Here is a 25658-nt window from a genome sequence, read left to right as displayed (position 1 = left end):
GTAAGCGAGGAATAAGCAGGCAATGAAAGCGTATCAAAAAGAGTTTATTGAGTTTGCCATAGAGCGTGGCGTATTAAAGTTTGGTGAATTTACCTTAAAGTCCGGCCGCACCAGCCCGTACTTTTTTAATGCAGGGCTGTTTAATAAAGGTTCTGACTTAGCACGCTTAGGCCGCTTTTATGCCGCCGCGCTGGTCGACTCCGGTATCAGTTTTGATGTGCTTTTTGGCCCGGCTTACAAAGGCATTCCAATTGCCACCGCCACAGCCGTTGCCTTATACGACCACCATCAGCAGGACACACCCTATTGCTTTAACCGTAAAGAAAAGAAAGACCACGGCGAAGGCGGAAACCTGGTGGGGTCTGCGCTGGAAGGCAAAGTTATGCTGGTGGATGACGTGATCACCGCAGGCACAGCTATTCGCGAAGCCATGGACATAGTTCAGGCTAACGGCGCCGAATTATCCGGTGTTCTGATTGCTCTCGACCGTCAGGAAAAAGGCAAAGGTGAGTTATCTGCTATTCAGGAAGTTGAGCGTGATTTTGGCGCTCAGGTTGTCAGCATTGTCAGCTTAAATGATGTAATCACCTTCTTGAAAGATGACGACACCTTTAAAGAATATCTTCCCAAAGTTGAAGCTTATCGCGCCGAGTTTGGTGTCGCCTGATACGTATTTGCGTAGCCTGTCAGGCTACCAGGAAAACGGCAATAAGTGATTATTCCCTCACCTGAAAGTGTGTGGCGCCAAGGATGGCGCCACCCAAGCCCCCAGGGATGGGTTCACGGCGTCTTTCAGGTGAGGGGGTAATCACCACAGCCGTTTTCATTCGCAGTCACCCGTTACAGCTGTTCCTGTGGCTGCCAGGCAATACCAATGCTGCCGTTTATAACCTGACATTCACCACCTGAAGACTTAACCCGGCTTGATTCACCACGCTGCGCAATTAAACGGTAGTCCTTATTCAACAAGCTCACCTGCTTACGCTCACCACACAAAATTCGCATAGAATCAATTAAACCACGGTCAGACAAGAAGTTTGTGGTTGGCTCTGTCTGCACTACGTCATCACCTTCAGCGAATTCTGCGGTTTGCAGGCCATAAGGGGAAATCACACCTGAAGCGCCGGCAACCAGGTAATGGAAAGTACCGGCTACCGCGTTATCGGTGCCCTGTGCATCTTCTACAAAGAAAGCACCACGCTCGCCAATAATATCAAACGCCCCAGTTTCAAGATTCACTTCCATCGCGGTGTTTTCATCAATACCAATCGACAAAGGTGTTGAGCTTGCCGCTGCTAAGCGCATTAAGCGACCTTGCCGGCCTCGCTCAGAAAAGTGCGTATCTAAGGTTGCGTAATGGAACAGGCTCAAGCCACCTAACGGATGGTAAGTCAGGCTGTCCGGCCCGACATTCGGCGGACAAGTGGTGTCTAAATCACACCCAAACGGCGGTGGATCAGAGGCAATCGCCCCTTCTTTTATCGCCTGAGCGGTTGTACCGTTAGAGATCATCGGCTTAGAGGTCATGACCGCCGTACCTGCGCTGGTTCCACCAACAACCACTTCTTTTTGCTGAACAGCGGCAATAATCGTTTTCAGCACATCGCCAGGCTGATTATTCGCCTTAACAAAGGTCGAACGAGTTAAATTCTGGTCGCCACCATTAAAAAACAGTCCGTCGGCCTTCGCAATCATTTCTGCGGCGGCATCAGAGTCTTTGCAAAACGCGACCTGTTCTTTATAACGGTCTCTGTGAACACGGTCACGTTCGTAAGCCCCCAGTTCTTCCTGCTGAATTTTTGCCAGCTCATCGCAACGGCCCTCACGCTGAGCTTTGACTAACGCCGAATCCAAAGGCAGCCAACGCGCTTCAGCTCCCAATTGCTCAAATACACTGCTGTAAAAATCAATAGCGTCATAAGGGTTACGTGATGCAGAGGTCAGAAAATAAATGGTCGGCTTCTGATCATCTCCGGCAACAGACTGAGCCATTTCAACAAAACGCTGAAAAATTGCTTTCGATTCACCTTTCAGGTTTTCATCCAAATTAACAACTTCACGGGCAGAGTTGGGAACAGGAAGCTCAATTAAATCGATAATCCGGTTCCATTCAGCGTCTGACAATGCGTTATAAAGCTGCTGTGTCGCACGACGGGTAAATTCACGCAGAAAAACACGTTCAGGAACAATGTCTTCTTTTAAACGTTCATGAATCAATTCCAGCGCATCGGCCACCTTCTTGCGAGTTTCTTCACGGTAGGTTGGCCAAACCGACTCCGCCGTTGCTTTGGAGCGAAACTTTTTTGACAGATTGAGATATCTGTCAGTGCGCATGGTGTCCTTATCTATCCAGTCAACGTTGTCGCAATTGTCCGAAGCGAAACTGGAACAAGCCTTCAATCCGCCGCCGGCAAGTAATAGATGTCGATAGCTACCATCTTCCTCCGCATTTGAAGGCGCTGTAAAGAGAGACGCAAGCACCGCCAAAGAGAGCAAGGAAAACAACGACTTAACCATAAATAGAACCCCTTTTTACCGACGGCGTGCGCCGCTTAAGTATTTCAATTGACATAGTATCAGACTGCAACGCTAGAGTGTCTGCTACCCAGCTGTCAAATTTAAGACAGCAAATTAATGTATTTATTATAGATGTGTCTTGAATTCTCGTTGCACTAACTTATGTAATAGCCACTAGTGACACCGTTGTTAATGACAGTAACCTTTTGAAAATAAATAGTTTTCAGGGCTCGTGATAGCCATTCTAACACTGCTATACTAACCCCTGATTCACGAAATAAGACCACACTTATAAGCTATGAATTCATCGCTACGTTTTTGCGTCCTGATACTGTTTCTGGGGAGTCTCCTAACAACCAGTCTCGCGCTCGCTCAGGAGAAACTGGTCTTTCGTGCGCCTGACGAAGGCCCTTTTACGCAATACGTAACAGCAGTTCTTGAAGAAGCTTATGCCAAACTGGATATCAAGCTTGAATATATTGAACTACCTCGCGCTCGTGGTGAGCAGCTAGCGACTGAAGGTACCATTGCTGGTGAGCTTGGAAGAACAGCCATGCTTGAGAACAAGCGTCGCGACCTTCGCCGTATCCCATTTCCATTATTCACTTTCGACATCATAGCTATCGCTGACAGGCGCGACTGCGGTTACTGCCCATTGTCGAAAATAGAAAGTCTGGCATACGTCGATGGTATGGATTCCATTACTGACGTCGTTGAAAGTCTTCCTCACCAGCCGTCCATAGTAACGCCTATTGATCTCGAACAAGTACTAAAGCTGCTTGAATCGGGACGCATTCAGTTTGCTTTTATGGGGGACTTCCAGTTTCAAAGTTCGGAATTAAGCGATAACCCACACTTTATTACCCACAAACTGTCCACCGAAACTGGCTTCCATTATCTAAACGAAGAACACGCCCGACTTATTCCTCAGCTCACTTATCAGCTGCAAGAAATGCATGAGAATGGTCGTATGAAAGTGCTTCGTGAAAAGTATGGAATAAAGCCCGAGCCTGCGGTGGAACCTATTAAACGTCCGGAGCAGCTGACGGTTATTGGCGCCATACACCCAGGCTTACTTAATGCCGACGGCACCGGTAAACTTTGGCAAATAGCAAAATCAACATTCCCAATGTTTACTTCTCAACTCAATACCGTTGTCAGTAGCTGGCAACGCAGTATTCAGCTGATCCAGGAAGGCCGGGCTGATGCCCTCATTGGTGTTCGTCCTGATCAAAGAATAGAAAATATTATTCTGTCAAAATACCATGTCGCTTATGACGACAGTGTTTTTCTCTTTACTCTGGAAAAGCCCAACGAAGGCCCTATTTGCGTTTCAGGCCCTCGTTTTATGGAGAACTTGGTTGATACTGAGCGCCCTTTTTATCGCGCATCAAACTCTCTTGATTGTTTTGCGCTGCTCGATATGGAAAGGGTGAGTGCGGTTGTGGACTACAAGGATAACCTGCCAGACTGGACAGAGCAGCCTTACAAAAAACAAAAATTATCGGATCCTTTGCCACTGTTTGTTGCGTTTTCAGACACACCACGAGGCCGCTCACTAAGAAGCTTATTCGATACGGTTCTGACTCAGCAAAGCCCGGTAGCCATCGACAAATAAGTTAACAGGCCCCTTTAAAACCATTTTGGCGCCACGCTTCATAGGCAAAGATAGCAACAGAATTTGACAGGTTAAGACTGCGGCTGCTGTCCGCCATAGGCAACCTCAACCAGTTCTCTTCTGGAAAGGTTCTCAGCACTTCCATAGGCAATCCACGGGTTTCAGGGCCAAAAAGCAGAACATCGCCCGCTTCATAAGCTACCTCAGCGTAGTTAGTCTTACCTTTTGTCGTGCAGGCAAATATACGATTAACCTTCGTGTCATCTAAAAAGCTTTGCCAGTCTTTGTGAATTTTCACAGAAGCCAGATCATGATAGTCCAAACCGGCACGCCGAACCTTTTTCTCATCCAGCTCAAAACCCAGGGGCTCTATCAAATGCAGCGACATTCCGGTATTCGCCGCCAGACGAATCACATTGCCCGTATTAGGGGGTATTTCAGGCTCAAACAGTACGAGGTGTAACATGGTCGTTTTCATCGCTTCAGTAAAAGCGGTAGAATAGCAGAATATTTTTTAGAAATGTGTACCGGCGCTGTGGCAAATCAGAAAAATTACCAACAAAATTACGCTTTTTGGGTGCGTCTGGCCAGCACGGCATCCGTTGTTGTTGCAATAACCCTCATAAGCATTAAGCTTTTTGCCTGGTTTCAGACTGAATCAGCCAGTATGCTTGCCTCTCTCACAGACTCCATTCTGGACAGTGGCGCCTCGATTTTTAGTTTCTTTGCCATTCGCTATGCGTTACAACCCGCAGATGAAGAGCACCGCTTTGGTCATGGTAAAGCGGAGTCACTGGCCGCTCTGGCGCAAAGCGCGTTTATTGCCGGTTCCAGCATGCTGCTTATTTTTCACAGTGTGCAGCAATTTATGCAGGGTGGTAGCGTTCCGAAAGTGGGTTACGGCATCGCTGTTTCTGGCATCGCAATTGTCATTACCTTTGTTCTGATTGTTATTCAGCGCATGGCCATTCAGCATACCAATTCTAAAGCCGTACAAGCCGACAACCTTCATTATCAGTCGGACATACTGCTGAACTTAGCGGTTATTGTTGCCTTAATTCTCAGCAGTTACGGTTGGCTCTGGGCCGACAGTATTTTTGCCATTGGTATTGCCGTTTACTTAATTATTGGTGCTGTTCGCATTGGCTGGGATGCCTTTCAGGCACTAATGGACAGAGAGCTTTCAGAGGATCTGCAGGAGCAAATTGGTCGCATTACTATGGCGGTGGATGGTGTCAGAGGCTTTCACGGTTTGCGCACGCGCGAAGCCGGCCCGGTACGCTTTATTCAATTACACATTGAACTGGCTAATGAGTTGTCGTTATTGCGCGCACACGCCATAGCTGACGATGTTGAGGCGCAGCTTATGAAAGCCTTCCCGGGAGCAGACATCATTGTGCATATGGATCCTGAAATTGTCGCCGTGGTGGAAGGTTCACTTAAGCGTTAACGAGCTCTCGAGTCTCTTCAATGATGGCATCCAACACTGGCTGGCGGAATCTGTCCGTTTCCATCATCAGCTCATGCGATGCGCCCTCAATGGTTTCAAACCGAAAATACTCTCGGGTGACTGCCGCGGCGACTTTTTTCTGCCCGGCAGCAGAAACAACCTGATCATTACCAGCCTGAAATAAAATGACCTGAATGTGAACATCACTCGCCAGTTGCTGCGCCTTCATGGCTGCACTAACCGCTTCGTAAAGCCAGTTAAAAGTTGGCCCGCCCAGCTGCACCTCAGCGACATTATCGTATACCCTGCGAAAGGTCTGGTAACGCTGTTTGCTGTGAGTGAGAACGTTTTCTTCAAAGGGTACCGCCTGGTAGTCACCCATACCAAAAAAATACCAGGGCTTAGCCAAGTACCGGTTAATACATGCGCCTGCGGCAACTACCCAGCGCGCCAGCCAATAAGGGACTTTACCGGTTTCGATAGAGAACATGGGAGCGGATAAAATCAGCTTATTGTATGGGTGGCTACAAGTCGCACAGTAAATTGTCGCAATGGTGCCACCCATTGAATGAGCAAATAAGGTTTTAGGGACATTACCAAATAGACTTGTTAATTGTTCGGTAAAATCTGAGAAATCGCGGACAAAATCGTCAAAGTTGTCGACATGTCCCTGATGATGATTGGCCGTCAACCGAGCCGATAAACCCTGGCCCCGATGGTCCAGCGCCGCCACGGAAAAGCCTTGCTGAGCCAACTCCCAAAACAGCTCCTGATATTTAAGAGCCGACTCTATCCGACCCGGAGCAATGACCACCAATGGTGCATCAGCGCTATGTTTATAGTATGCGAAATGCAACTGAATACCGTCAAACGCCGTGAAATACTCAGAAAGAACCTGTTGTTCCCAGAAGGGTTCTACCTGCGTTTTGAAAAACTCCGGCCACTCAGGGGTATCATCTGCAGGCCGCTGATGTTGTCTATCGGGTTGCTTCATGTATTTGGTTCAGGCTGACTTTTAGGTAAGTCTAACACGACTTCCAGTCCTCCTTCAGAGTGATTACTGGCTTTTAATTCGCCCCCTAACACAGCCGCAGCGCGATGACTTAAGGCCAGTCCCAGACCAACTCCAGCCTTATGATGGCGTGCCGGGTCGCCGCGGTAGAACGGCTCGAACAACTTGTCTAACGTACTTTCATCCACACCCGGACCATGGTCACGAATGCGAATGCGGCACCCTTTGCCATAGTCATCATAAGATAGCTCGACTTTATCGTCAGTATAATGCAGCGCATTACGAACAATATTTTCCAATACCAATCTGAACAATTCAGGATCAGTATCAATAACAGGCCAGTCACCATCTTGTTGCACCAGGCGCCCACTAACCTCGGAGCTCTGATAGCACATATCACCAATAAGTTGTTGCACTAACTCACCGCTGTCCAGATTCTCATGATTAAGCTCTACCAAGCCGTTCTCTAACCGCGATAATGACAAAATTCGTTCAATGATTACGCTGAGGCGTTCGGTATCGCGACTCAGTTGCTGCCAATTTGGGTCATCCTCATTACAGTCAGCTAAATCAAGGGCAACCTGCATACGTGCCATCGGTGAGCGTAGCTCATGCGATACATCACTCAGTAAACGCCGTTGGGCATCGCGCGATGTCGCTAAATCGACAGCACCCTGGGACAACGCTCGCGCCAGTTCGCCAATTTCATCACCACGTTTGGGTAGCCGCTTTAATTCAGGAGTTGCACTACCGTCAGCTACCTCTCGCATAGCCAGGATCATTCGTCGTATTGGGCGGATAAGCCAAATGCCCAGTAAAACGGCAAGTAAACCACTACCCACCAACAAGGTAAGTAAGCGCGCCCGGGTTGACTCTCTTTCTAACTGCTCCCTGTTAACTTGCTCATCAATACCCAAAGGTTTAGTCACCAATATTTTATTGCCGTCCAGTTCAAACGGGCCCATCAGCAAACGTTCGTCCAGAGGAATTTGTTGAGGTGAGCTTTGGCCCAGCATACGCAGCAAGGTTGAGCCGTGACTGACTCTCAGCATTTCGTCCATCAACAGCTTTTCACTGCCTTCCACGGATAGTTGAGCAGCCACGCGGTAGTCGCCAGCGATTAAACGCCCAGGTTGCAAAGATTGAAAAGTTAAAGCATCGCTGAGTAGCGGTTGTAGAGTTTGATAAATATCCGGCTCCAGCGGCTTTAACTCTGCTTTCGGTTTATTCCAAACCGCTAACAGGTAACCGCTGGCCGCTGTGACCGACAGCAACGCCCAGAAAATAAAAAGTAACCTTAGGGCTAGCGATCGATACCACCGCGTACGCCGGTTTCTCATAAGCTGGCGATCAGTCGATAGCCACGGCCGCGAATGGTTTGGATACGATCAGGTTTCGTCGGAAACTTTTTACGAATGTTACTGATATGGACATCCAGACTGCGATCAAAAGGCTCCATTTTACGCCCCAGTGCCGCAACCGATAATTGATCTTTACTCACCATTTGGCCCGCTTGCTGCATTAAACAGCGCAGAATATCGAATTCAGTGGGGGTCAATATCAGTTCAGCATCGTCGCATTTCACTTCCGTTGTGGCCGGATCTAATACAATACCGCACACGTTCAGGCTTTCGTTTTGCATGGTGGTGTTAGGTGTACGACGCAGTAAAGCTCTCACCCTGGCAACCAGTTCACGCGGGTTAAACGGTTTTGGAAGGTAGTCATCTGCACCCAGCTCCAGACCCATAACACGGTCGTCGTCATCACCACGGGCCGTCAGCATGAGCACAGCTGTATCGCGGTGTTGTTGGCGCAAACGCTGTAACAGCTGCATACCATCAATACCGGGTAACATGACATCCAGCAAAATAAGCTCGTAGTCGCCGTTAAGTGCTTTGTCGAGGCCGGTCACGCCATCTTCGGCAACGCTTAAATCTACGGATTCACGTTTAAACAATTCTGTCAGCATGACAGACATTTCAGTATCGTCATCAATGAGTAGTACGGAATGTCTCATAACTTACTGTTCTCTCCAGAAATAAATCCATGATCCAAAATGCCGGGCATGGATACGACCCCCTTTACATAACTTTTACTTTAGCAGAGTTTTCAGCTTTCGGGTTAAGGTGTTTCGTCCCCAGCCCAGCCATGTCGCTGCTTTTTGCTTGTGGCCGGAAAAACGTTGTAAAGCAGTTTGCAAAGCAATTTTTTCCAACTGATGCTGATAACTTTGCAAAACATCCTGAGCCTCTAACGGGTGTTTTTCCAGTTCTCTTTCGAGCCAATGCAGCCAGGTAAGTTCCCCGGTAAAATTTTCAGGTTCTGAATCAGCTGGCACCAGAATGTCTTCAGGCAAGTCATTAACACCAATATTCTGCCCTGGTGCCATAACGGTTAACCAGCGACAGGTATTTTCCAGCTGTCTTACATTACCGGGCCAAGAGTAACTCATTAACTTGCTAAGTGTCTCATTTAACAACGTTTTTGGTGTAACATTCAACTCTTCAGCCGACTTTTTCAGAAAATGCTTTGCCAAAGTCGCTATATCTTCTGTTCGCTCGCGCAAAGGGGGTAAACGCAACCGGATAACATTAAGCCGATGATACAAGTCATCACGAAATTGTCCTTTATCGACTAACTGCTCCAGTTCTCTGTGTGTCGCTGCAATAACGCGAACATCAACTTTAACTGGCTGATGCGCCCCTACTGGATAAAACTGCCCTTCGGCCAAAACTCGTAACAAACGTGTCTGAACCGGTAATGGCATGTCGCCAATTTCATCCAGAAACAAGGTTCCGCCATCGGCTTGCTGAAAGCGGCCCACACGTTTTCTGTCAGCTCCGGTAAAAGCGCCGCGTTCATGCCCGAACAACTCCGACTCAATCAAGTCAGCCGGTATGGCCGCCATGTTAAGTGCAATAAAAGGCTTTTCCGCGCGCGGACTGTGTTTATGCAAAGCTCGTGCAACCACTTCTTTACCGGTTCCGGTTTCACCGGTCAGCAAGACACTGACACTGGAACTCGACAGCCGGCCAATGGCGCGGAAAACATCCTGCATGGGAGCTGCCTCACCGATAAGCTCCGGAACGTTATTATCAATAGACTCATTCGCCGTGGTTTCACTTTGCCTTGCATGTTGCAGCGCACGGTCCACTGCTGTTATCGCTTCATCAATATCGAAAGGCTTTGCCAAATACTCAAAAGCCCCACCCTGAAAAGCCTTTACCGTGGTTTCAAGGTCTGAATGTGCGGTCATCACCACCACTGGTAATTGCGGCTGCTCACGGCCTAATTTTTCAAGCACGGCCAAACCGTTTTCCCCGGGCATCCGAATATCCGTCAACACCACAGTCGGAGCATCGGTCTTTAATGCGGAAAAAAAGTCCTCTCCGTTAGCAAAACTGCGAACATGATAGCGACTGTCAGCAAAAGCTTTTTCCAAAACCCAACGAATTGAGTCATCGTCATCAATGATCCATAACTGAGCATTAGTGGTCATCCATCACCTCGTTACCATTGTCTGCAGTAAGGTACGGCAAATAAACTGAGAACCGGGTTTTGCCCGGGCTTGAGTCAAATTCAATTTTCCCCTTATGCTGGTGCACAAGGTTTTGCGCCAATGAAAGACCCAGGCCGGTTCCCTCTGCACGTCCGCTAATTAAAGGGTAAAATAATGTATCGCGTAATTCCGCCGGTATGCCGGGTCCGTTATCGGTAACTGTCACAACCGCACACTGCCGATAACGCAGACCAAACAACGTCAATTGGTGCTCGACCCGAGTCTTAATGACAATAGTGCCAGCACCCGACATAGCTTGCGCCGCATTCTGGGCAATATTCAGGAACACTTGCTCACAAGCTTCAGGCACCACCCGAATGTCCGGTAAAGAAGGGTCATAGTCCCTGGTCAGCTTCAGTGACTCGCCGTACTCATAAGTTAGTGTCCGAACCACACGCTCCAGTACTTCATGAATATTGGTCAGCTTTGATTCACCACGCTTAGTTGGCCCTAACAGTCTGTCCACCAGGTACCGTAAACGATCAGACTGACTGATAATCAAGTCGGTATACTCGGTCAGTTTTTCATCGGGAAGCTGCCTTGCCAGTAGCTGCGCAGCGCCCCGCAAACCACCTAACGGATTCTTTATTTCGTGAGCCATACCGCGCAATAAATGCTGTGTCGCAAATAACTGATTACGTTGCTGATCTTCCTGGTTGATGCGTCGCAATTGATCAACTTGTTTGAGTTCCAGCAACAATGCCCGGCCAAATTCTTGATCAACTGTCTGAATACTGGTTTCCACACGAATATCGTGACCGGAATGCAGTGCAAAATGAACTTCCGCATTCAGCACAGTTTGCTCACTATTCAGGCATTCTATTAATGTTTCCGACGCCAGAGAACAATGATAAAACGCGGCGCTAAACGGTTCACCTAATAGTCGCTTGGCGCTGTGATCCAGCAACGATTCCGCGGATGAATTGACATAACGAATGGTCAGGCGGTCATCAAGGATGAGTATGCCTGTGAGTAATTGGTTAAGTAGCGCGTTGTTATTCACGAAGGCAGGAAAGGGTTATGCACCGTATTGGTGCAATCGGGCAAGGCTAAAAGCCTCACCCGATAATTCGCCATTAAACGCTGTAGTACATATCGAATTCTACCGGGTGGGTAGTCTTCTTCAATGTCTCTACTTCGTTATATTTCAGATCAATGTAAGCATCAATCATGTCGTCATCCATAACGCCGCCCTGTTTCAGGAAGTCACGGTCTTTATCCAGAGCTTCCAGAGCCATTTCCAGGGAGTGACAAACCGTCGGGATGTCTTTCGCTTCTTCAGGAGGCAGATTGTATAAATCTTTGTCCATTGCATCGCCCGGGTGGATCTTGTTACGGATACCGTCAAGACCCGCCATGAGCAATGCAGTAAAGGCCAGGTAAGGGTTGGCACTTGGGTCTGGGAAACGCACTTCAATACGGCGACCTTTGGCGCTGGAAACCAATGGAATACGAATAGAAGCCGAGCGGTTACGCGCTGAATAAGCCAACATTACCGGAGCTTCAAAACCAGGAACCAGACGCTTGTACGAGTTAGTTGAAGCATTCGCAAAGGCGTTAATAGCACGAGCGTGCTTGATAATACCGCCAATGTAATACAATGCCGTTTCGCTAAGCCCTGCATATTGGTCACCGGCAAATAAGTTCTCGCCACCTTTATTCAGAGACATATGCACGTGCATACCAGAACCGTTATCACCAACCAGTGGCTTCGGCATAAAGGTTGCTGTCATGCCATAAGAGTGCGCTACGTTATGCACAACGTATTTGTAAACCTGCATCTCATCAGCTTTAGATGTCAGAGTATTAAAGCGAGTTGCTACTTCGTTTTGACCAGCAGTGGCTACTTCATGATGATGCGCTTCAACAACAAGGCCCATGTCTTCCATAACCAGGCTCATAGTGCCGCGAATGTCATGTGCAGAGTCAACCGGAGGTACCGGGAAATAACCGCCTTTTACGCCAGGACGGTGAGCCAGGTTACCTTCTGAATATTCACGACCAGAGTTCCATTTCGCTTCTTCTGCATCAATTTTGTAGAACGAACCACTCATATCGGTGTGGAAACGAACGTCATTGAACAGGAAAAATTCTGGCTCAGGGCCAAAGTAAGCTTCGTCGGCGATACCTGACGAGCGCAGGAATTCTTCTGCACGCTTAGCAATTGAACGAGGGTCACGGCTGTAACCTTGCATGGTTTCAGGCTCAAGAATGTCACAGCGGACATTCAGGGTGATTTCATCAGTAAACGGGTCCAGAACGGCAGACTCATTATCGGGCATTAGCACCATGTCCGATTCGTTAATCCCTTTCCAGCCGGAAATAGATGAACCATCAAACATTTTGCCTTCTTCAAAGAAGTCTTCATCGATTTGCGACACCGGAATAGTGACGTGCTGCTCTTTACCTTTGGTGTCGGTAAAGCGTAAGTCGACGAATTTTACGTCGTGTTCTTTAATGGTATCGAAAATCTTATTAGCTGACATGTTGTCCTCCGTAGACAGCGTCTAAAAATACAGCCTAAGTATAGCAAAGCCTGTGCCAACTGAACTTTCCCTTTATATTCATACTATTAAGTTAAATTCAGTCTTCTTTTAAAAGTTTATATGCACCAGTATAGCGCATATCGCACATTTTTGGTGCAAAACAAAGAGAAAGGAAAAGAAAATATAATGGACAAAAAACAATCAGCCCTTTCTTAATCCAACTCAAAAAGGTAGAATACGCCGCTATTTTTCACAAAACCCCTTGGACGGGTTTCGCTCCCGGACAACTACAGGCAGTTCTTAATGACAATTCAGGTATTTGATATAGAAAAATTACGCAACATCGCGATCATCGCGCACGTTGACCATGGTAAAACCACCCTAGTCGACAAGTTGTTGCAACAATCCGGCACGTTAGAAAGCCGTGGCGAAATAGAAGACCGTATTATGGATTCCAACGATCTTGAAAAAGAACGTGGTATTACTATCCTCGCCAAAAACACCGCGGTTAACTGGCAAGATTACCGCATTAACATTCTGGATACTCCAGGACACGCCGACTTTGGCGGCGAGGTTGAGCGCGTACTTTCTATGGCGGATTCTGTATTGTTAGTGGTTGACGCCGTTGACGGCCCTATGCCTCAAACTCGATTTGTCACGCAGAAAGCCTTCTCTCACGGTCTTAACCCAATTTTGGTTATCAACAAAGTTGACCGTCCTGGAGCTCGCCCAGACTGGGTTATGGATCAGGTCTTCGACTTGTTTGACAACCTCGGCGCTACCGACGAGCAGCTGGACTTCCCGGTTGTTTATGCATCAGCACTTAATGGCTGGGCATCATTAGACGCAGACGATCAGGATGGCGACATGACGCCATTGTTCGAAACTATCGTTAATAAGGTAAGTCACCCGGACGCAGACCCCGAAAGTGACCTGCAGATGCAGGTGTCACAGCTGGATTACTCAAGCTACTTAGGCGTTATCGGTATCGGCCGTGTTACCCGTGGTAGCGTTAAAGTTAACCAGCCAGTTACTATTGTTGGTGCTGACGGCAAAGAACGCAGCGGCAAAATTGGTAAAGTCTTTAGTTACTTAGGTCTGGACCGAATTGAAGCCGACAAAGCAGCAGCAGGCGACATTTGCGCTATTACCGGTCTGGGCGAATTAAAAATCTCCGACACCGTTTGTGCGGTTGGTAAAGCGGAGGCAATGAAGCCGCTAACCGTCGATGAACCTACTGTAACCATGACCTTCCAGGTCAACACCTCACCTTTCGCGGGTAAAGAAGGTAAGTTTGTTACCTCTCGTCAAATTCTTGAGCGTTTGCAGCAAGAGTTGGTTCACAACGTCGCACTGCGCGTTGAAGAAACTGATAACCCGGACCGTTTCCGTGTATCAGGCCGTGGTGAGCTGCACTTAGGTGTTCTTATCGAAAACATGCGCCGTGAAGGCTTCGAGTTAGCCGTTTCTCGTCCGGAAGTTATTATCAAGCACGAAGATGGTAAAAAACTGGAACCTTACGAAACCATGACGGTTGATATTGAAGAGCAGCATCAGGGTGCCGTTATGGAAAAATTAGGCTTACGTAAAGCCGAAATGACCAACATGACACCAGACGGTAAAGGTCGCGTTCGCGTCGACTTTGAAGTACCAAGCCGTGGTTTGATTGGCTTCCAGACAGAGTTTATGACATTAACTTCTGGTACTGGCCTGATGTACCATACGTTTGACCACTACGGCCCGCACAAAGGCGGCACCATTGGTCAGCGTAGTAACGGTGTACTGATTTCAAATGCCCAGGGTAAAGCTCTGACTTACTCACTGTTTAATCTGCAGGAACGCGGTAAGTTATTTGCATCGCACGGTGATGAAGTTTATGAAGGCCAGATCATTGGTATTCATAACCGTTCAAACGACCTGACAGTAAACTGTCTGAAGGGTAAGCAGCTAACCAACGTTCGTGCCTCTGGTACGGATGAAGCGCAAACGCTGAGTACGCCTATTCGTTTAACACTGGAACAGGCGCTTGAGTTCATTAACGATGACGAACTGGTTGAGGTAACACCACAATCTATTCGTATCCGTAAGCGTGCTCTGACAGAAAACGATCGTAAACGTTTAGGTCGTGAACCGAAGAACGGCTAATTCATTTTAGTTAGATAGCAAAAAGCCCACTTCATAGTGGGCTTTTTTATTGTCTATTATCCGGCTCATGCTCATCCGTTCACTGACAATAAGTCCGGTTGAGGCAACACAAAGTAGAAAATAGAAAAGAAGTGAAAAACACTGCCGGCTAATACAAATAAATGCCAAACAGCATGATGGTACGGCAACGTTTTCCAGACATAAAAAATAACACCAAAGGTGTATGCCAGACCTCCGGCAACCAGTAACATCAAGCCACCAGCATCCACATTATCAATCATGGGCTTAATCGCTATAAGCGCCATCCAGCCCATACCAAGATACAAGCTCAGCGACAGCCACTTTATTCGCTTTTTCATGCCAAGTTCAAGAACGACACCCAAGAGCGCAATACCCCAGGCTACGCCTAACAGCGTCCAGCCCCAGGCTCCCCTCAGGTTAATTAATGCAAACGGCGTATAAGTACCGGCTATCAGTACATAAATAGCGGCATGATCTAACTGCTGAAACACCGCTTTAATTTTTGGCCAGGGAAATGCGTGATATAGCGTCGAGGCAGTATAAAGCAGAATAAGGCTCGCACCGTATATACTCACCGCCACAACATGAAAAGCATCGCCATGAGTTGAAGTCCACACCAACATGACAATCAAAGCAACGACACTTAGAACGGCCCCCACGCCATGAGTTAGCGCGTGAGCAACTTCTTCCATTGCCGTATAGGCTTTATGTTGGCTCATCCTCTCTCCAGCCCAGGAGTTTCATACCCCTTACTGATATTTTTAAGGGCTCGTATAAACTGGTCGTATTGTCTTTCGTTGTCGTAGTCTAAGTGATACGAGTTATGGAATTGTAATGTCAGCTTAACGCCATGTCCTTCCAGAAAAACCGTATACCCATCATGGTCGGTATAAGCTTCAATTCCTTCTAAATAGTGACGCCCCTGACGAGCTTCACCATGAGTGTGTATTTTTTCGTACGCATCCAACATCAGTTTGTTATCGAGTTCGTTTTTCATCACACACCTCAGCGTTTTACTAAATGTATACCTTTATTATTAGGGCGGAAATCCCATTCCACAACCGCTTTTACCGAATTGTTTTGAAAACCTTGTATTAGAATATACATACATTGATGCATGATTAAACAAAAACCGTTATAATAATGAACGAATGTTAAGAAACTGGAGCCCCAAATGGTTCGACGCACAAAAGAAGACGCAATGGAGACCCGCGCCAAATTATTAGATGCTGCTGAAGCTCTATTCAGTGAAAACGGTGTAACCCATACGTCTATGATGCAAGTGGCTGAAAAAGCAGGTGTCACTCGCGGTGCTATCTATCACCACTTTGAGAACAAGATGGATCTCATTGAATCCCTGATGGGACGCGTCAAACTCCCCATTGATGAAATGCGTGAGCAAATCGCTGAAGGCTCCGAGTTTGATCCTCTGGAGGAAATTAAAGGGCGCTCGAAAGAATTTATAAGCCGCGTTCAGGAAGACCCGCAAGTACGCTCACTGGCCAGTATTTTACTTCATAAATGCGAATACATTGACGAAGTAAACCCAATTAAACTACGACATGTAAGTGGGCGTAATGAGTGTATCTGCGATATCGAAAAGCTTTTTGAATCAGCTATTGAAAGGGGCGAATTAGCAACAACAGTGAATGCCCGAATTGCTGTTATTGGTCTTTTTTCTTTGGCAGACGGGCTCATTTACAACTGGTTGCTCGCGCCTGACTATTTTCCTTTAGTCGAGTACGGGAACCAGGCCATCGACAGTTACATCAATGGCTTAACTCGTTAAGGCTCGTTGCTGTCTCCACGACGGCGGCGCCAGCCGCTGTATTTTCGGTGTACGCCACGGGTTAGTGATTGAAAAGTGTCTTCAAGCAGGTCAACGCCAAGCAACACGCCAACAATAACCAACGACAACACAATACCCACACCGTACATTCCCAGGCCTACTGCAATACCAATGGCCGCCAAAGCCCAGATGGTCGCAGCGGATGTTACGCCGACCACCACGCCATCGCGCGCCAGCATAACACCGGCGCCAAGAAAGCCGATACCGGTAATAATTTGGCCTATCACTCGCGATGGATCGCCGCCCTGACTGACAACGGATGAACCACCCACCAAAAACAGGTAGGTGCCCAGAATAATCAGTGCAGAGGTTCTTATACCAACCGGTTTACCACGAATTTGTCGTTCCAGACCCACAATAGCACCACACAAAAGTGCGGTGCCTATTCCCCTCCAGGAGTATGGACCCAGCTCCTGGACAATTTGCCAGTCAATCACTAATCAGTCCTTTCCTTGTTCTAAAAAGCTCTTTAAAAAGCTCTCGTCCATTGCGGCAATAGCCTCATCAGTGGCATTAGGACAGCTTGCACACATAGGAGCCGTCCAGGCTTTTACATTCGCAAGTATATCGCGCAAATGGCTGACAGCACGCAAACCACCTAAACCACCAGGGGAAGCCGCAGCTAATAAAACCGTTTTACCAGACCATGCCCCCATATCAAGCCGTGACACCCAGTCGATGGCATTTTTCACTAACGGCGACACCGACGAGTTATACTCAGGGCTTACCAAAACCACTTTCGATGCGGATTGGATTTTTTCACCCAGCCTTTTCATCGGCTCGGGAACGCCATCAGCAGCTTCTAAGTCACCGTGGTAAATTGGAGCATCCAGCGCGTCAGCATCAACCAGCTCATAGCGAATACCGTGTTTATCCGCCACTTCTGCTAAACGGTGCTTGAGCTTGGTATTGAGCGAATCTTTACGGCGACTGCCACCAATAAATAAAACTGTCATATCATCTCCTGATCGTTAAGATTGGGAATCTTTCATAGCTTCGATAAAGCGGTTCGATTCAGCTACTGCCGCTTCCATGTCTTTTATTAGTACGGAAATATCGTTTTGCAGATTACTGAACTCACCGCGAATGGCATCAATCGCCTTGGCGTTCAGGTTATGCTTCAGATAAAGCACATTGTCCTGCATTTTATCCAGAACCGGCTGCATCTTATCCGCCGCGCGTTCCATAACTCTCAGTAACTCAGCGTAACGCCGTTCAGTTTCGCGCAACTGACGCTCGCTTTCGCGACGCATATTGTCATTGCTGTACTCGCCTAACTCCTCACTCCATTCGTCGAACAAGTCATTCGCAACTTCATCAACTTCATCGATACGACTGCGAACTTTTTCCGCTGCGTCTTTACTGTCTTCATAGTCGTCCCGTAGCGCATTGTATTGCTGTTCCAACTCGCCACCATCAATGTTCAGCATGGTATCCAGACGCTCAAGCGCTGAACGGAACTCCTCCTGCGCATCGGACTGCGAGTCGCGAGCGTCATCCACTCTGTCGACTAAAATGTCGCGCTTTTCTACACCAAACTTTTCCATGGTGCCGTAGTAGGCACTTTGGCAGGCTGACAGTATGAATACCGCAACAATTGGTAAAGTCCATTTCATCATTTGTCACCTCGTGCCGCTTTAATTAAGCGTTCGTCGCGTTTGGTCTGACGGTAATCATGCACGGCGATAATAGCGTGAATAATAGCGACCAGATAAATAACACCTAACGCACCGAAAGATACAATAAAAAGAACCACACCAATAATGGCGATGATCGCATTAAATATTGCCTGAAATATTTTCCCGGTGAAGAGAATTGCAATCGGCGGGAATAAAATCGCTAAAATATATAACATCGTGTTCTCCTTGCACTGCATTGTGCCTCATACCAATTAAGAGACATTCCTTAACGAAAAGCAAATTAAATCAATAAGGTAACGCTGAGCCGTCCCAGTGCCATAACCCACCGGACTGCTCGGGTTTTAAGTTTTTCACGACTTCGACTATTCGTTCTGCGGACAATTCCGGCGAATACAACTTGTCGGCTGAAATACGCTGCTGAAAAGGTTTCGATAAGTCAGTATCTGTTGTCCCCGGATGCACCGCTGCTATCGATAATTTTTTATGGGTTCGTTTTAATTCTACAGACGCCGTTTTCAATAGCATATTTAACGCCGCCTTGCTCGACCGGTATGCATACCAGCCACCCAGATAATTATCTTCAATGCTGCCCACTTTTGCCGACAACTGCACCCAAAACCGGGTGTTTTTACGGTCAAGAATGGGTAAAAAAGCCTTCAGCGCTAATAGCGGCTTTATCGCGTTAACAGAAAACAACTTAGTCAGATTGTCCGCAGTAATGTCTGACAATTTCTTTTCTGGAAACGTCTTTTCATCATGCAGCATACCAATAGTTGAAATGACTCCCGTCAGCTGCTTGCCGCCACTTTTAAAGTCACTCACCCACGCACTCAACGAGTCTTCACTGTAGTCATCAATTTGGCAATAGGTTATTTTACCCGAGTCAAATAACCCAGTTTGAGGCTGACGAGACAACGCAATAATTTCTTCATCAGGAAACTGATTTTGTAATTCCCGTGTTAAGGCCTGGCCTAATCCACCACCGGCACCCAATACCACCATTGCCATTTGCACTACTCTCTATCATGATAGTTTATACTTCCCTACGTTATTTAAACTGGATTAGCTCAGTACATCATGATGCAACTTGACTGGAAATCGTATTTCGAACATACCTTAGGCTTTCTCAAGTACTTTGGTAAGAGGTTTAACAGTGACAATACGAACATTACCGCTGGTCATTTAACATACGTCAGCATGCTGTCGTTAGTGCCTCTGTTAGTGGTCATGTTTACGGTTTTTTCCGCTTTTCCCATGTTTGAGGAGTTACAGGAAAACCTTGAACAGGCCTTGTTCGCCAACTTACTTCCCACTTCGGGCGAGCAGCTTGAGCAATACCTGAATGAGTTTGTAACCAACGCCTCGAAAATGACAGCCATTGGCGTTGGCTTTCTGTTCATTGTGGCCATTATGCTCATGTCAGCCATTGATAAAGCACTGAATAATATCTGGCGCGACTCCAGCAGCAGGCATTGGCTAGTCTCTTTTGCGGTTTACTGGATGCTGCTTACACTCGGCCCGGTACTTATCGGTTCCGGTCTGGCAGCCACGTCTTATTTGATTTCGCTCAGCCAGTTTGCTGATGAATATGTTTCCGGTGTACAAAATTTTGTCTTATGGTTCGTACCCATTGTCACCTCTTTTGTATTCTTTGTGCTCATGTATCAGCTGGTACCTAACCGTCAGGTTAAGTTCCGCTATGCCGCCTTTGGTGCGGTTATCGCGGCACTTTTATTCGAGCTGAGTAAACAGCTATTTTCACTGTACATCACCTTCTTCCCAACCTATCAGGCCATTTACGGCGCGCTGGCCACTATTCCTATTCTTATTGTATGGATTTACCTTTCCTGGTTGATTGTACTCATTGGCGCGGTTTTAACCGTTAGCTTAGAGGAATATCAGTTACAGATGCCTGAGCCGAAGTCTGATTGACCTGCTTTGAATTTTCACCGACCATAGCGGTTCTCTTTTTTAAAGGTAAGTACTCATGATCGGACTGATTCAGCGCGTTAGCCGTGCAAAGGTCACCGTTGCCGATGAAGTTGTCGGTGCCATTGACCACGGGCTGCTAGTTTTGCTGGGAGTGGAACACCAGGACGACGAAACCAGTGCCGAAAAGCTGGCAAAACGCATTGCTCATTATCGGATTTTTAGTGACGCCGAAGACAAAATGAATAACAGTGTCGTTGATCAACAAGGCAAAGCCCTGGTTGTTTCTCAATTCACCCTGGCAGCAGATACCCGTAAAGGCCGTCGCCCCAGTTTTTCATCTGCAGCAACACCCGACCAGGCTCAGCACTTATATCAGGTGTTTTGTGAAAAACTAAAAGCTCAGGGCGTTCCGGTAGAAACCGGTCTTTTTGCGGCCGATATGCAGGTTGAACTGGTCAATGACGGCCCGGTCACTTTTGAATTGAAGGTATAACTGTCATGTATCGCGTTATTACTCCTGAAACCGACGAGCAACTCGAACGTTATTATTACCTTCGCTGGCGGGTTCTGCGTGAACCCTTTCAACGGCCACTGGGCTCTGAACAAGACGAATACGATCAAGTGGGTCATCACCGAATGGTCGTGAATGAAGCTGACGAAGCCGTTGCCGTTGGCAGGCTGCATTTTAATAGCCCGGAAGAAGCTCAAATACGCTTTATGGCCGTTGCACCTGAATACCGTGGCGAAGGCCATGGGGTTGCTATTATCTACGCGCTGGAGCTTGCTGCGCGCAAAGAAGGCGCAACCCATGTCGTGATCAACTCACGCGACAATACCATCGGCTTTTACAAGAAGTGTGGTTACGAAGTCGCGGAAGAAGCCGATACCGTGAATAACCCGATGGCAGAACATCACTTACGTAAGTCCTTTACTGAATATAACCGCATAATTTATCGACCCGAGTGGTGTACTGAGCTACAGAAAACCTGGCAGGAAGACATTCCGATTTCCGATGCCATGGGCATTAAGATTCATCAATACACAGGGCGTGTTTTCGAAACCCGCGCGGTACTGTCGCGAAACATTAATGTACACGGCACCATGTTTGCCGGCAGCATTTACTCACTGGGTACTTTAACCTGCTGGGGGTTGTTGCATTTGCAATTGTTGGAGCGGGAACTTGAAGGGTCAGTCGTACTGGGCGATGGCAACATTCATTACCATAAGCCGGTGACTCAGGAGCCTCGGGCAGTAGCACGGTTAAGTGATGTTACCGGTGACTTTTCTGCGTTAAAACAAGGCAAAAATGCCCGGTTAACACTAAAAGCTCAAATACTTGACGAAGAGCAGCCGGTAGCAGAATTTACCGGCCGCTTCGTGGTTCTTGCTAAACGGGATTAACCCTTACACTTCAGACAAAATATGCGGTAGTTGCACCACTGCCGCTAACTCGCCATTTTGAATCAGGTCACTCGCCGCTTTAATGTCCGGTGCAAAGAAGCGGTCTTCCGCATAATACGCCACTTGCTCACGCAGACAGTTAAAGGCCGTTTCAACCGCAGCCGCACCTTTTAAAGGACGACGGAAATCCAGACCCTGCGCCGCTTCTAACCACTCAATAGCAATAATGTCGCTGACGTTCTTAGCAATGTCCGTTAACCGGCGTGCTGCAAAGGTTGCCATCGACACATGGTCTTCCTGGTTAGCAGAGGTTGGCAGGCTATCCACCGACGCCGGGTGCGCCAATGTTTTATTTTCTGAAGCCAATGCCGCAGCGGTAACCTGCGCCAGCATAAAGCCCGAGTTAACCCCACCGTCATTGACCAAAAACGCCGGCAATTTACTCAAATGACTGTCTATGAGTAAGGCACTACGACGCTCTGACAAAGCACCGATTTCGCTGGCCGCAATAGCCAGAATATCCGCCGCCATAGCAACTGGTTCGGCGTGGAAGTTACCACCGGAAATAATGTCCTGCTCTTCGCTAAATACCAGTGGGTTGTCAGTAACACCGTTAGCTTCGCGTACCAGAATGCCCGAGGCATGCTCAATTTGGTCCAATACTGCACCCATTACCTGAGGCTGACAACGCAGAGAATACGGATCCTGCACTTTCTCGCAGTCTTCGTGGTCTTTGGCAATTTCAGAACTGTCAGTCAGCACGTGACGCAGCATTTCCGCCGCTTTAATTTGCCCCGGCTGTCCGCGCACAGCGTGTACACGTTCGTCAAATGGTGCCCGAGAGCCCATAGCGGCTTCCACAGAAGTCGCACCCACCACAATGGCGGCATGGAAATTACGCTCAATGCGGAACAGTCCGGCTAGAGCTAACGCAGTCGATGCTTGAGTGCCGTTCAGTAAAGCCAGACCTTCTTTCGGTGCCAGTTCAAAGGGCTCAATACCCGCTATTTTCAGACCTTCCTCAGCGTTTAGCACCTTTCCGTTGTGACGAACCGTACCTTCGCCTACTAACGGCAATACCATGTGCGCTAACGGCGCTAAATCACCAGATGCGCCTACGGAACCTTTTTCCGGTATGCAGGGGTACACTTCGGCATTCAGTAGCTTGATCAGCGCATCAACTAACACTTGCCGCACACCAGAAAAGCCGCGCGACAGAGAGTTAATTTTCAGTAGCAGCATTAGACGCACAACGGCGTCTTCCATTAAGTCACCGGTGCCGGCGGCGTGCGACAAAACAATGCGGCGCTGTAAATCAGTCAAACGTTCTGGTGGAATACGTGTATTCGCCAGTAGTCCAAAACCGGTATTAATACCGTAAACCACTCGCCCTTGCTCCAGTACATCTGCAACGGTTTTCGCCGAAGTCGCAATGTTGTCCTTAGCTTCATCAGACAGCTTCAGTGTCTGATGCTGATAAAACCAGTTGCGCAGTTCACTTAACTGCAATTGTCCTGGCTGTAATTCAAAATGACTCATGCAACCTCCTTACTTCGTATCCAGCATCGGTAAATCAAGCCCTTGTTCTCGGGCGCAGTTTTTCGCAATATCGTATCCGGCATCAGCATGACGCATAACGCCTGTGCCCGGGTCGTTCCACAGTACCCGGCTTAAGCGTTTATCCGCTGCTTCTGTACCGTCAGCCACAATCACCACACCAGCGTGCTGTGAATAACCCATACCTACGCCACCGCCATGGTGCAGGCTGACCCAGGTCGCGCCGCCGGCTGTATTCAGCAAAGCATTCAGCAGCGGCCAGTCGGATACTGCATCAGAGCCGTCCTGCATCGCTTCGGTTTCGCGGTTAGGGCTGGCAACTGAGCCGGAATCCAAATGGTCACGACCAATAACCACAGGAGCTTTTAACTCACCGCTTTTAACCATGTCGTTAAACGCACGAGCAATGCGGGCGCGGTCTTTCAGGCCAATCCAGCAAATACGTGACGGCAAGCCCTGGAAGCTAATGCGTTCTTTGGCCATATCCAGCCAGTTGTGTAAGTGCTCGTTGTCCGGAATCAGCTCTTTCACTTTCTGGTCGGTTTTGTAAATGTCTTCCGGGTCACCCGAAAGCGCCACCCAGCGGAATGGACCAATACCTTCGCAGAACAGCGGACGGATATAAGCGGGGACAAAGCCCGGGAAGTCAAAGGCGTTATCAACGCCAACGTCTTTGGCCATCTGGCGAATGTTGTTGCCGTAATCCAGTACCGCTGCGCCTTCTTTCTGGAAGTGCAGCATAGCGCGAACCTGCACAGCCATAGATTCTTTCGCGGCGGTTACCGTGCCACTGGGGTCGCTTTCCTGCTGCTCTTTGTACTCGTCCAGTGTCCAGCCTTGTGGCAAGTAACCGTGCAGAGGGTCGTGGGCAGACGTTTGGTCAGTCACCACATCTGGCGTCACACCGCGGCGCTGCAATTCAGAATAAACGTCAGCGGCGTTACCCAGTAAGCCCACTGAAATGGCTTCGCCTTTTGCCATGGCATCGTTAATCAGCTTTAACGCATCGTCCAGGTTGGTGGCTTTATGATCCACATAGCCAGTGCGCGAACGGAAATCGATGCGCGACTCATCACACTCCACCGCTAACATGCAAAAGCCGGCCATGGTGGCCGCCAACGGCTGAGCTCCGCCCATCCCACCAAGACCACCAGTAAGTACCCACTTACCTTTAGCGTCGCCGTCGAAGTGCTGACGCGAAACCGCGCCAAAGGTTTCATAGGTGCCCTGAACAATGCCTTGCGAGCCAATGTAAATCCATGAACCCGCGGTCATCTGCCCGTACATCATCAGGCCTTTTTTATCGAGCTCGTTAAAGTGCTCCCATGTTGCCCATTCGGGCACCAGGTTAGAGTTCGCGATCAATACACGCGGCGCGTCTTCATGAGTCGGAAATACACCCACCGGTTTACCCGACTGAATCAACAGAGATTCGTTTGGCTTCAGGCGTTCTAAAGTTTCAATAATTTTGTCATAGCATTCCCAGCTGCGCGCAGCACGCCCAATACCACCATAAACGACCAGTGCCTGTGGGTGTTCGGCAACTTCGTCATCCAGGTTGTTCATTAGCATCCGCTTTGCAGCTTCTACCTGCCAGTTACAGGTGGTTAGCTCGGTTCCATGAGGTGCGCTTATTTTGCGACTTTTATCCAAACGGGTGAATGACATGACTTACTCCTTAAAGGTTAAATGGCCGCCTAACTTAAACCGGGAGCCAGGGTGAGTCAGTGTGGCAAAGGTGACCACACCGCCTGAGCTCCAGGTACGGCGCAAAATTCTGAGACAAGGTTCGTGACGGTCGATATTTAAGTATTGGCATATCGTGCTGACCGGCAGAATGGCTTCAATTTGATGACTGGCTTCGGTTAGCGGACTGACTACGCATAAATATTCATGCGGAGTGACCTTACTGTAGTCCTGCTTAAGATAATCGGGTACCAGCTTCGGATTCACAAAACGCTCTTCAAGCTGCACTGGCTGGTCATTTTCATAGTGGGTGATCAACGAATGAAAAACCGGGTTTCCTTCTTCCAGCTCCAGTGCTTCGGCAATTTGAGCACTTGCCGGCTGTTCTTTTAGCAAATGCACCTTGGCGCGGTAATCGTGTCCGCGCGAACGCACTTCGTCGGCTATATTGCGAATGGCCATAAACGAAGTTTGTGACTTAATGGGGGCAACGTAAGTGCCGGACCCCTGCGTTCTTATCACCAGACCTTCATCCGCAAGCTCCTGCAAGGCTCTGCGAGCCGTCATACGACTGACCGAGAACTGCGTCGATAATGCGTTTTCCGAACTGACAGGGTGGTTTTCAGGCCACTCACCGGATTCTATCTTCAGATAAATGTGCTGTTTTATCTTTGAGAATTTATTCATCCCGACCCCAACAATGAATGATATGACACGGTACTTTTGAGGGTAAAAGTCTAGTCCAGAATAATTGTCTATACAAGTTGCTTTTGCTATTCTTTTAT

26 protein-coding genes are annotated in these 25658 nt (G+C 48.1%); 8 read left to right on the top strand and 18 right to left on the bottom strand.

All coding sequences use genetic code 11. From position 1 onward, the window contains the following. Positions 1 to 22 precede the first annotated feature (22 nt). Positions 23 to 667 carry an orotate phosphoribosyltransferase gene (gene pyrE, locus ACP7FG_RS09435; protein ID WP_222235929.1) on the top strand — a complete coding sequence of 215 codons (645 nt, stop codon included), beginning with the start codon at positions 23 to 25 and terminating at the stop codon, positions 665 to 667. 173 nt (positions 668 to 840) lie between these two features. Here pyrE and ACP7FG_RS09430 read toward each other — a convergent pair whose 3' ends face one another. Beyond that, positions 841 to 2517, bottom strand: a complete 1677-nt coding sequence (locus ACP7FG_RS09430; protein WP_439226227.1) for a cyanophycinase — start codon at positions 2515 to 2517, stop codon at positions 841 to 843. Between the two features lie 298 nt (positions 2518 to 2815). Here ACP7FG_RS09430 and ACP7FG_RS09425 point away from each other — a divergent pair, with 298 nt between their 5' ends. Then, positions 2816 to 4135 carry an ABC transporter substrate-binding protein gene (locus ACP7FG_RS09425; protein ID WP_439226226.1) on the top strand — a complete coding sequence of 440 codons (1320 nt, stop codon included), beginning with the start codon at positions 2816 to 2818 and terminating at the stop codon, positions 4133 to 4135. 1 nt (position 4136) lies between these two features. Here ACP7FG_RS09425 and trmL read toward each other — a convergent pair whose 3' ends face one another. Then, positions 4137 to 4601, bottom strand: a complete 465-nt coding sequence (gene trmL / locus ACP7FG_RS09420) for a tRNA (uridine(34)/cytosine(34)/5-carboxymethylaminomethyluridine(34)-2'-O)-methyltransferase TrmL (RefSeq protein WP_439226225.1) — start codon at positions 4599 to 4601, stop codon at positions 4137 to 4139. A 54-nt stretch (positions 4602 to 4655) separates the two neighbouring features. Here trmL and fieF point away from each other — a divergent pair, with 54 nt between their 5' ends. After that, a complete protein-coding gene (gene fieF / locus ACP7FG_RS09415; protein WP_054490268.1) occupies positions 4656 to 5585 on the top strand; it encodes a cation efflux pump FieF in 930 nt (309 codons plus the stop codon). Here the strand turns inward: fieF and ACP7FG_RS09410 are convergent. The 6 genes from ACP7FG_RS09410 to glnA form a co-directional block, all read right to left on the bottom strand. Further along, entirely contained in the window at positions 5575 to 6579 is a 1005-nt protein-coding gene (locus ACP7FG_RS09410; RefSeq protein WP_439226224.1) for an alpha/beta fold hydrolase, read from the bottom strand. The two genes, fieF and ACP7FG_RS09410, sit on opposite strands and share 11 nt — an antisense overlap. After that, a complete protein-coding gene (locus ACP7FG_RS09405) occupies positions 6576 to 7937 on the bottom strand; it encodes a sensor histidine kinase (RefSeq protein WP_439226223.1) in 1362 nt (453 codons plus the stop codon). The genes ACP7FG_RS09410 and ACP7FG_RS09405 overlap by 4 nt, the downstream gene beginning before the upstream one ends. Then, complete coding sequence (locus tag ACP7FG_RS09400) at positions 7934 to 8614, bottom strand: response regulator transcription factor (protein WP_054490274.1); 681 nt, start codon at positions 8612 to 8614, stop codon at positions 7934 to 7936. Before ACP7FG_RS09400 ends, ACP7FG_RS09405 begins: the two co-directional genes overlap by 4 nt. Before the next feature lie 75 nt (positions 8615 to 8689). Then, positions 8690 to 10096: a nitrogen regulation protein NR(I) gene (gene ntrC / locus ACP7FG_RS09395; protein ID WP_199495040.1), complete on the bottom strand. Its 1407-nt coding sequence runs from the start codon at positions 10094 to 10096 to the stop codon at positions 8690 to 8692. After that, on the bottom strand, positions 10086 to 11159 hold the full coding sequence (gene glnL / locus ACP7FG_RS09390; RefSeq protein ID WP_222235937.1) for a nitrogen regulation protein NR(II): 1074 nt from the start codon (positions 11157 to 11159) through the stop codon (positions 10086 to 10088). The genes ntrC and glnL overlap by 11 nt, the downstream gene beginning before the upstream one ends. A gap of 73 nt (positions 11160 to 11232) precedes the next feature. Then, complete coding sequence (glnA, locus tag ACP7FG_RS09385; RefSeq protein WP_054490281.1) at positions 11233 to 12642, bottom strand: glutamate--ammonia ligase; 1410 nt, start codon at positions 12640 to 12642, stop codon at positions 11233 to 11235. A 303-nt stretch (positions 12643 to 12945) separates the two neighbouring features. Between glnA and typA the strand changes: the two genes are divergently transcribed. Next, positions 12946 to 14787 (top strand): translational GTPase TypA, encoded by a 1842-nt coding sequence (typA, locus tag ACP7FG_RS09380; protein ID WP_054490284.1) that lies wholly within the window; start codon positions 12946 to 12948, stop codon positions 14785 to 14787. A 71-nt stretch (positions 14788 to 14858) separates the two neighbouring features. Here the strand turns inward: typA and trhA are convergent, their stop codons facing one another. Continuing rightward, on the bottom strand, positions 14859 to 15527 hold the full coding sequence (trhA, locus tag ACP7FG_RS09375) for a PAQR family membrane homeostasis protein TrhA (RefSeq protein WP_439226222.1): 669 nt from the start codon (positions 15525 to 15527) through the stop codon (positions 14859 to 14861). Next, the gene (locus ACP7FG_RS09370; protein WP_054490288.1) at positions 15524 to 15805 is read right to left on the bottom strand and encodes a DUF3081 domain-containing protein; all 282 of its coding nucleotides are present in this window, start codon (positions 15803 to 15805) and stop codon (positions 15524 to 15526) included. The genes trhA and ACP7FG_RS09370 overlap by 4 nt, the downstream gene beginning before the upstream one ends. Before the next feature lie 177 nt (positions 15806 to 15982). Here ACP7FG_RS09370 and ACP7FG_RS09365 point away from each other — a divergent pair, with 177 nt between their 5' ends. Further along, on the top strand, positions 15983 to 16597 hold the full coding sequence (locus ACP7FG_RS09365) for a TetR family transcriptional regulator (protein WP_439226221.1): 615 nt from the start codon (positions 15983 to 15985) through the stop codon (positions 16595 to 16597). Here ACP7FG_RS09365 and ACP7FG_RS09360 read toward each other — a convergent pair. The 5 genes from ACP7FG_RS09360 to ACP7FG_RS09340 all read right to left on the bottom strand — a co-directional run bounded on the left by ACP7FG_RS09360 (position 16594) and on the right by ACP7FG_RS09340 (position 19305). Further along, positions 16594 to 17094 carry an MgtC/SapB family protein gene (locus tag ACP7FG_RS09360; RefSeq protein WP_199495045.1) on the bottom strand — a complete coding sequence of 167 codons (501 nt, stop codon included), beginning with the start codon at positions 17092 to 17094 and terminating at the stop codon, positions 16594 to 16596. The genes ACP7FG_RS09365 and ACP7FG_RS09360 overlap by 4 nt on opposite strands. 3 nt (positions 17095 to 17097) lie before the next feature. Next, positions 17098 to 17613 (bottom strand): NADPH-dependent FMN reductase, encoded by a 516-nt coding sequence (locus ACP7FG_RS09355; RefSeq protein ID WP_199495046.1) that lies wholly within the window; start codon positions 17611 to 17613, stop codon positions 17098 to 17100. Between the two features lie 15 nt (positions 17614 to 17628). Further along, positions 17629 to 18276 carry a DUF2959 domain-containing protein gene (locus ACP7FG_RS09350; protein WP_222235940.1) on the bottom strand — a complete coding sequence of 216 codons (648 nt, stop codon included), beginning with the start codon at positions 18274 to 18276 and terminating at the stop codon, positions 17629 to 17631. Continuing rightward, complete coding sequence (locus tag ACP7FG_RS09345; RefSeq protein ID WP_054490299.1) at positions 18273 to 18512, bottom strand: hypothetical protein; 240 nt, start codon at positions 18510 to 18512, stop codon at positions 18273 to 18275. Before ACP7FG_RS09345 ends, ACP7FG_RS09350 begins: the two co-directional genes overlap by 4 nt. 70 nt (positions 18513 to 18582) lie before the next feature. After that, positions 18583 to 19305, bottom strand: a complete 723-nt coding sequence (locus tag ACP7FG_RS09340) for an SDR family NAD(P)-dependent oxidoreductase (RefSeq protein WP_224798376.1) — start codon at positions 19303 to 19305, stop codon at positions 18583 to 18585. A gap of 69 nt (positions 19306 to 19374) precedes the next feature. Between ACP7FG_RS09340 and ACP7FG_RS09335 the strand changes: the two genes are divergently transcribed. Genes ACP7FG_RS09335 through ACP7FG_RS09325 form a run of 3 tightly spaced genes read left to right on the top strand, consistent with a single transcriptional unit; the run spans position 19375 to position 21630 of the window. Continuing rightward, positions 19375 to 20229 (top strand): virulence factor BrkB family protein, encoded by an 855-nt coding sequence (locus tag ACP7FG_RS09335; protein ID WP_439226220.1) that lies wholly within the window; start codon positions 19375 to 19377, stop codon positions 20227 to 20229. A gap of 55 nt (positions 20230 to 20284) precedes the next feature. Continuing rightward, a complete protein-coding gene (gene dtd / locus ACP7FG_RS09330) occupies positions 20285 to 20722 on the top strand; it encodes a D-aminoacyl-tRNA deacylase (protein ID WP_439226219.1) in 438 nt (145 codons plus the stop codon). A gap of 5 nt (positions 20723 to 20727) precedes the next feature. Beyond that, the gene (locus tag ACP7FG_RS09325; protein WP_199495049.1) at positions 20728 to 21630 is read left to right on the top strand and encodes a bifunctional GNAT family N-acetyltransferase/hotdog fold thioesterase; all 903 of its coding nucleotides are present in this window, start codon (positions 20728 to 20730) and stop codon (positions 21628 to 21630) included. A gap of 3 nt (positions 21631 to 21633) precedes the next feature. Here ACP7FG_RS09325 and hutH read toward each other — a convergent pair whose 3' ends face one another. The 3 genes from hutH to hutC are packed head-to-tail and all read right to left on the bottom strand — an operon-like array spanning position 21634 to position 25560. After that, a complete protein-coding gene (gene hutH / locus ACP7FG_RS09320; RefSeq protein ID WP_439226218.1) occupies positions 21634 to 23169 on the bottom strand; it encodes a histidine ammonia-lyase in 1536 nt (511 codons plus the stop codon). A gap of 9 nt (positions 23170 to 23178) precedes the next feature. Beyond that, positions 23179 to 24855, bottom strand: a complete 1677-nt coding sequence (hutU, locus tag ACP7FG_RS09315; protein ID WP_224798380.1) for a urocanate hydratase — start codon at positions 24853 to 24855, stop codon at positions 23179 to 23181. Between the two features lie 3 nt (positions 24856 to 24858). Continuing rightward, positions 24859 to 25560, bottom strand: coding sequence for a histidine utilization repressor (gene hutC / locus ACP7FG_RS09310; RefSeq protein ID WP_054490313.1), 702 nt, complete (start codon positions 25558 to 25560; stop codon positions 24859 to 24861). Positions 25561 to 25658 lie beyond the last annotated feature (98 nt).

Origin of the sequence: Idiomarina sp. ST10R2A5, assembly GCF_051842325.1 — a bacterium.
GTDB classification, from domain to species: Bacteria; Pseudomonadota; Gammaproteobacteria; order Enterobacterales; family Alteromonadaceae; genus Idiomarina; species Idiomarina abyssalis.
This window is presented reverse-complemented; position numbering and strand designations above follow the sequence as displayed.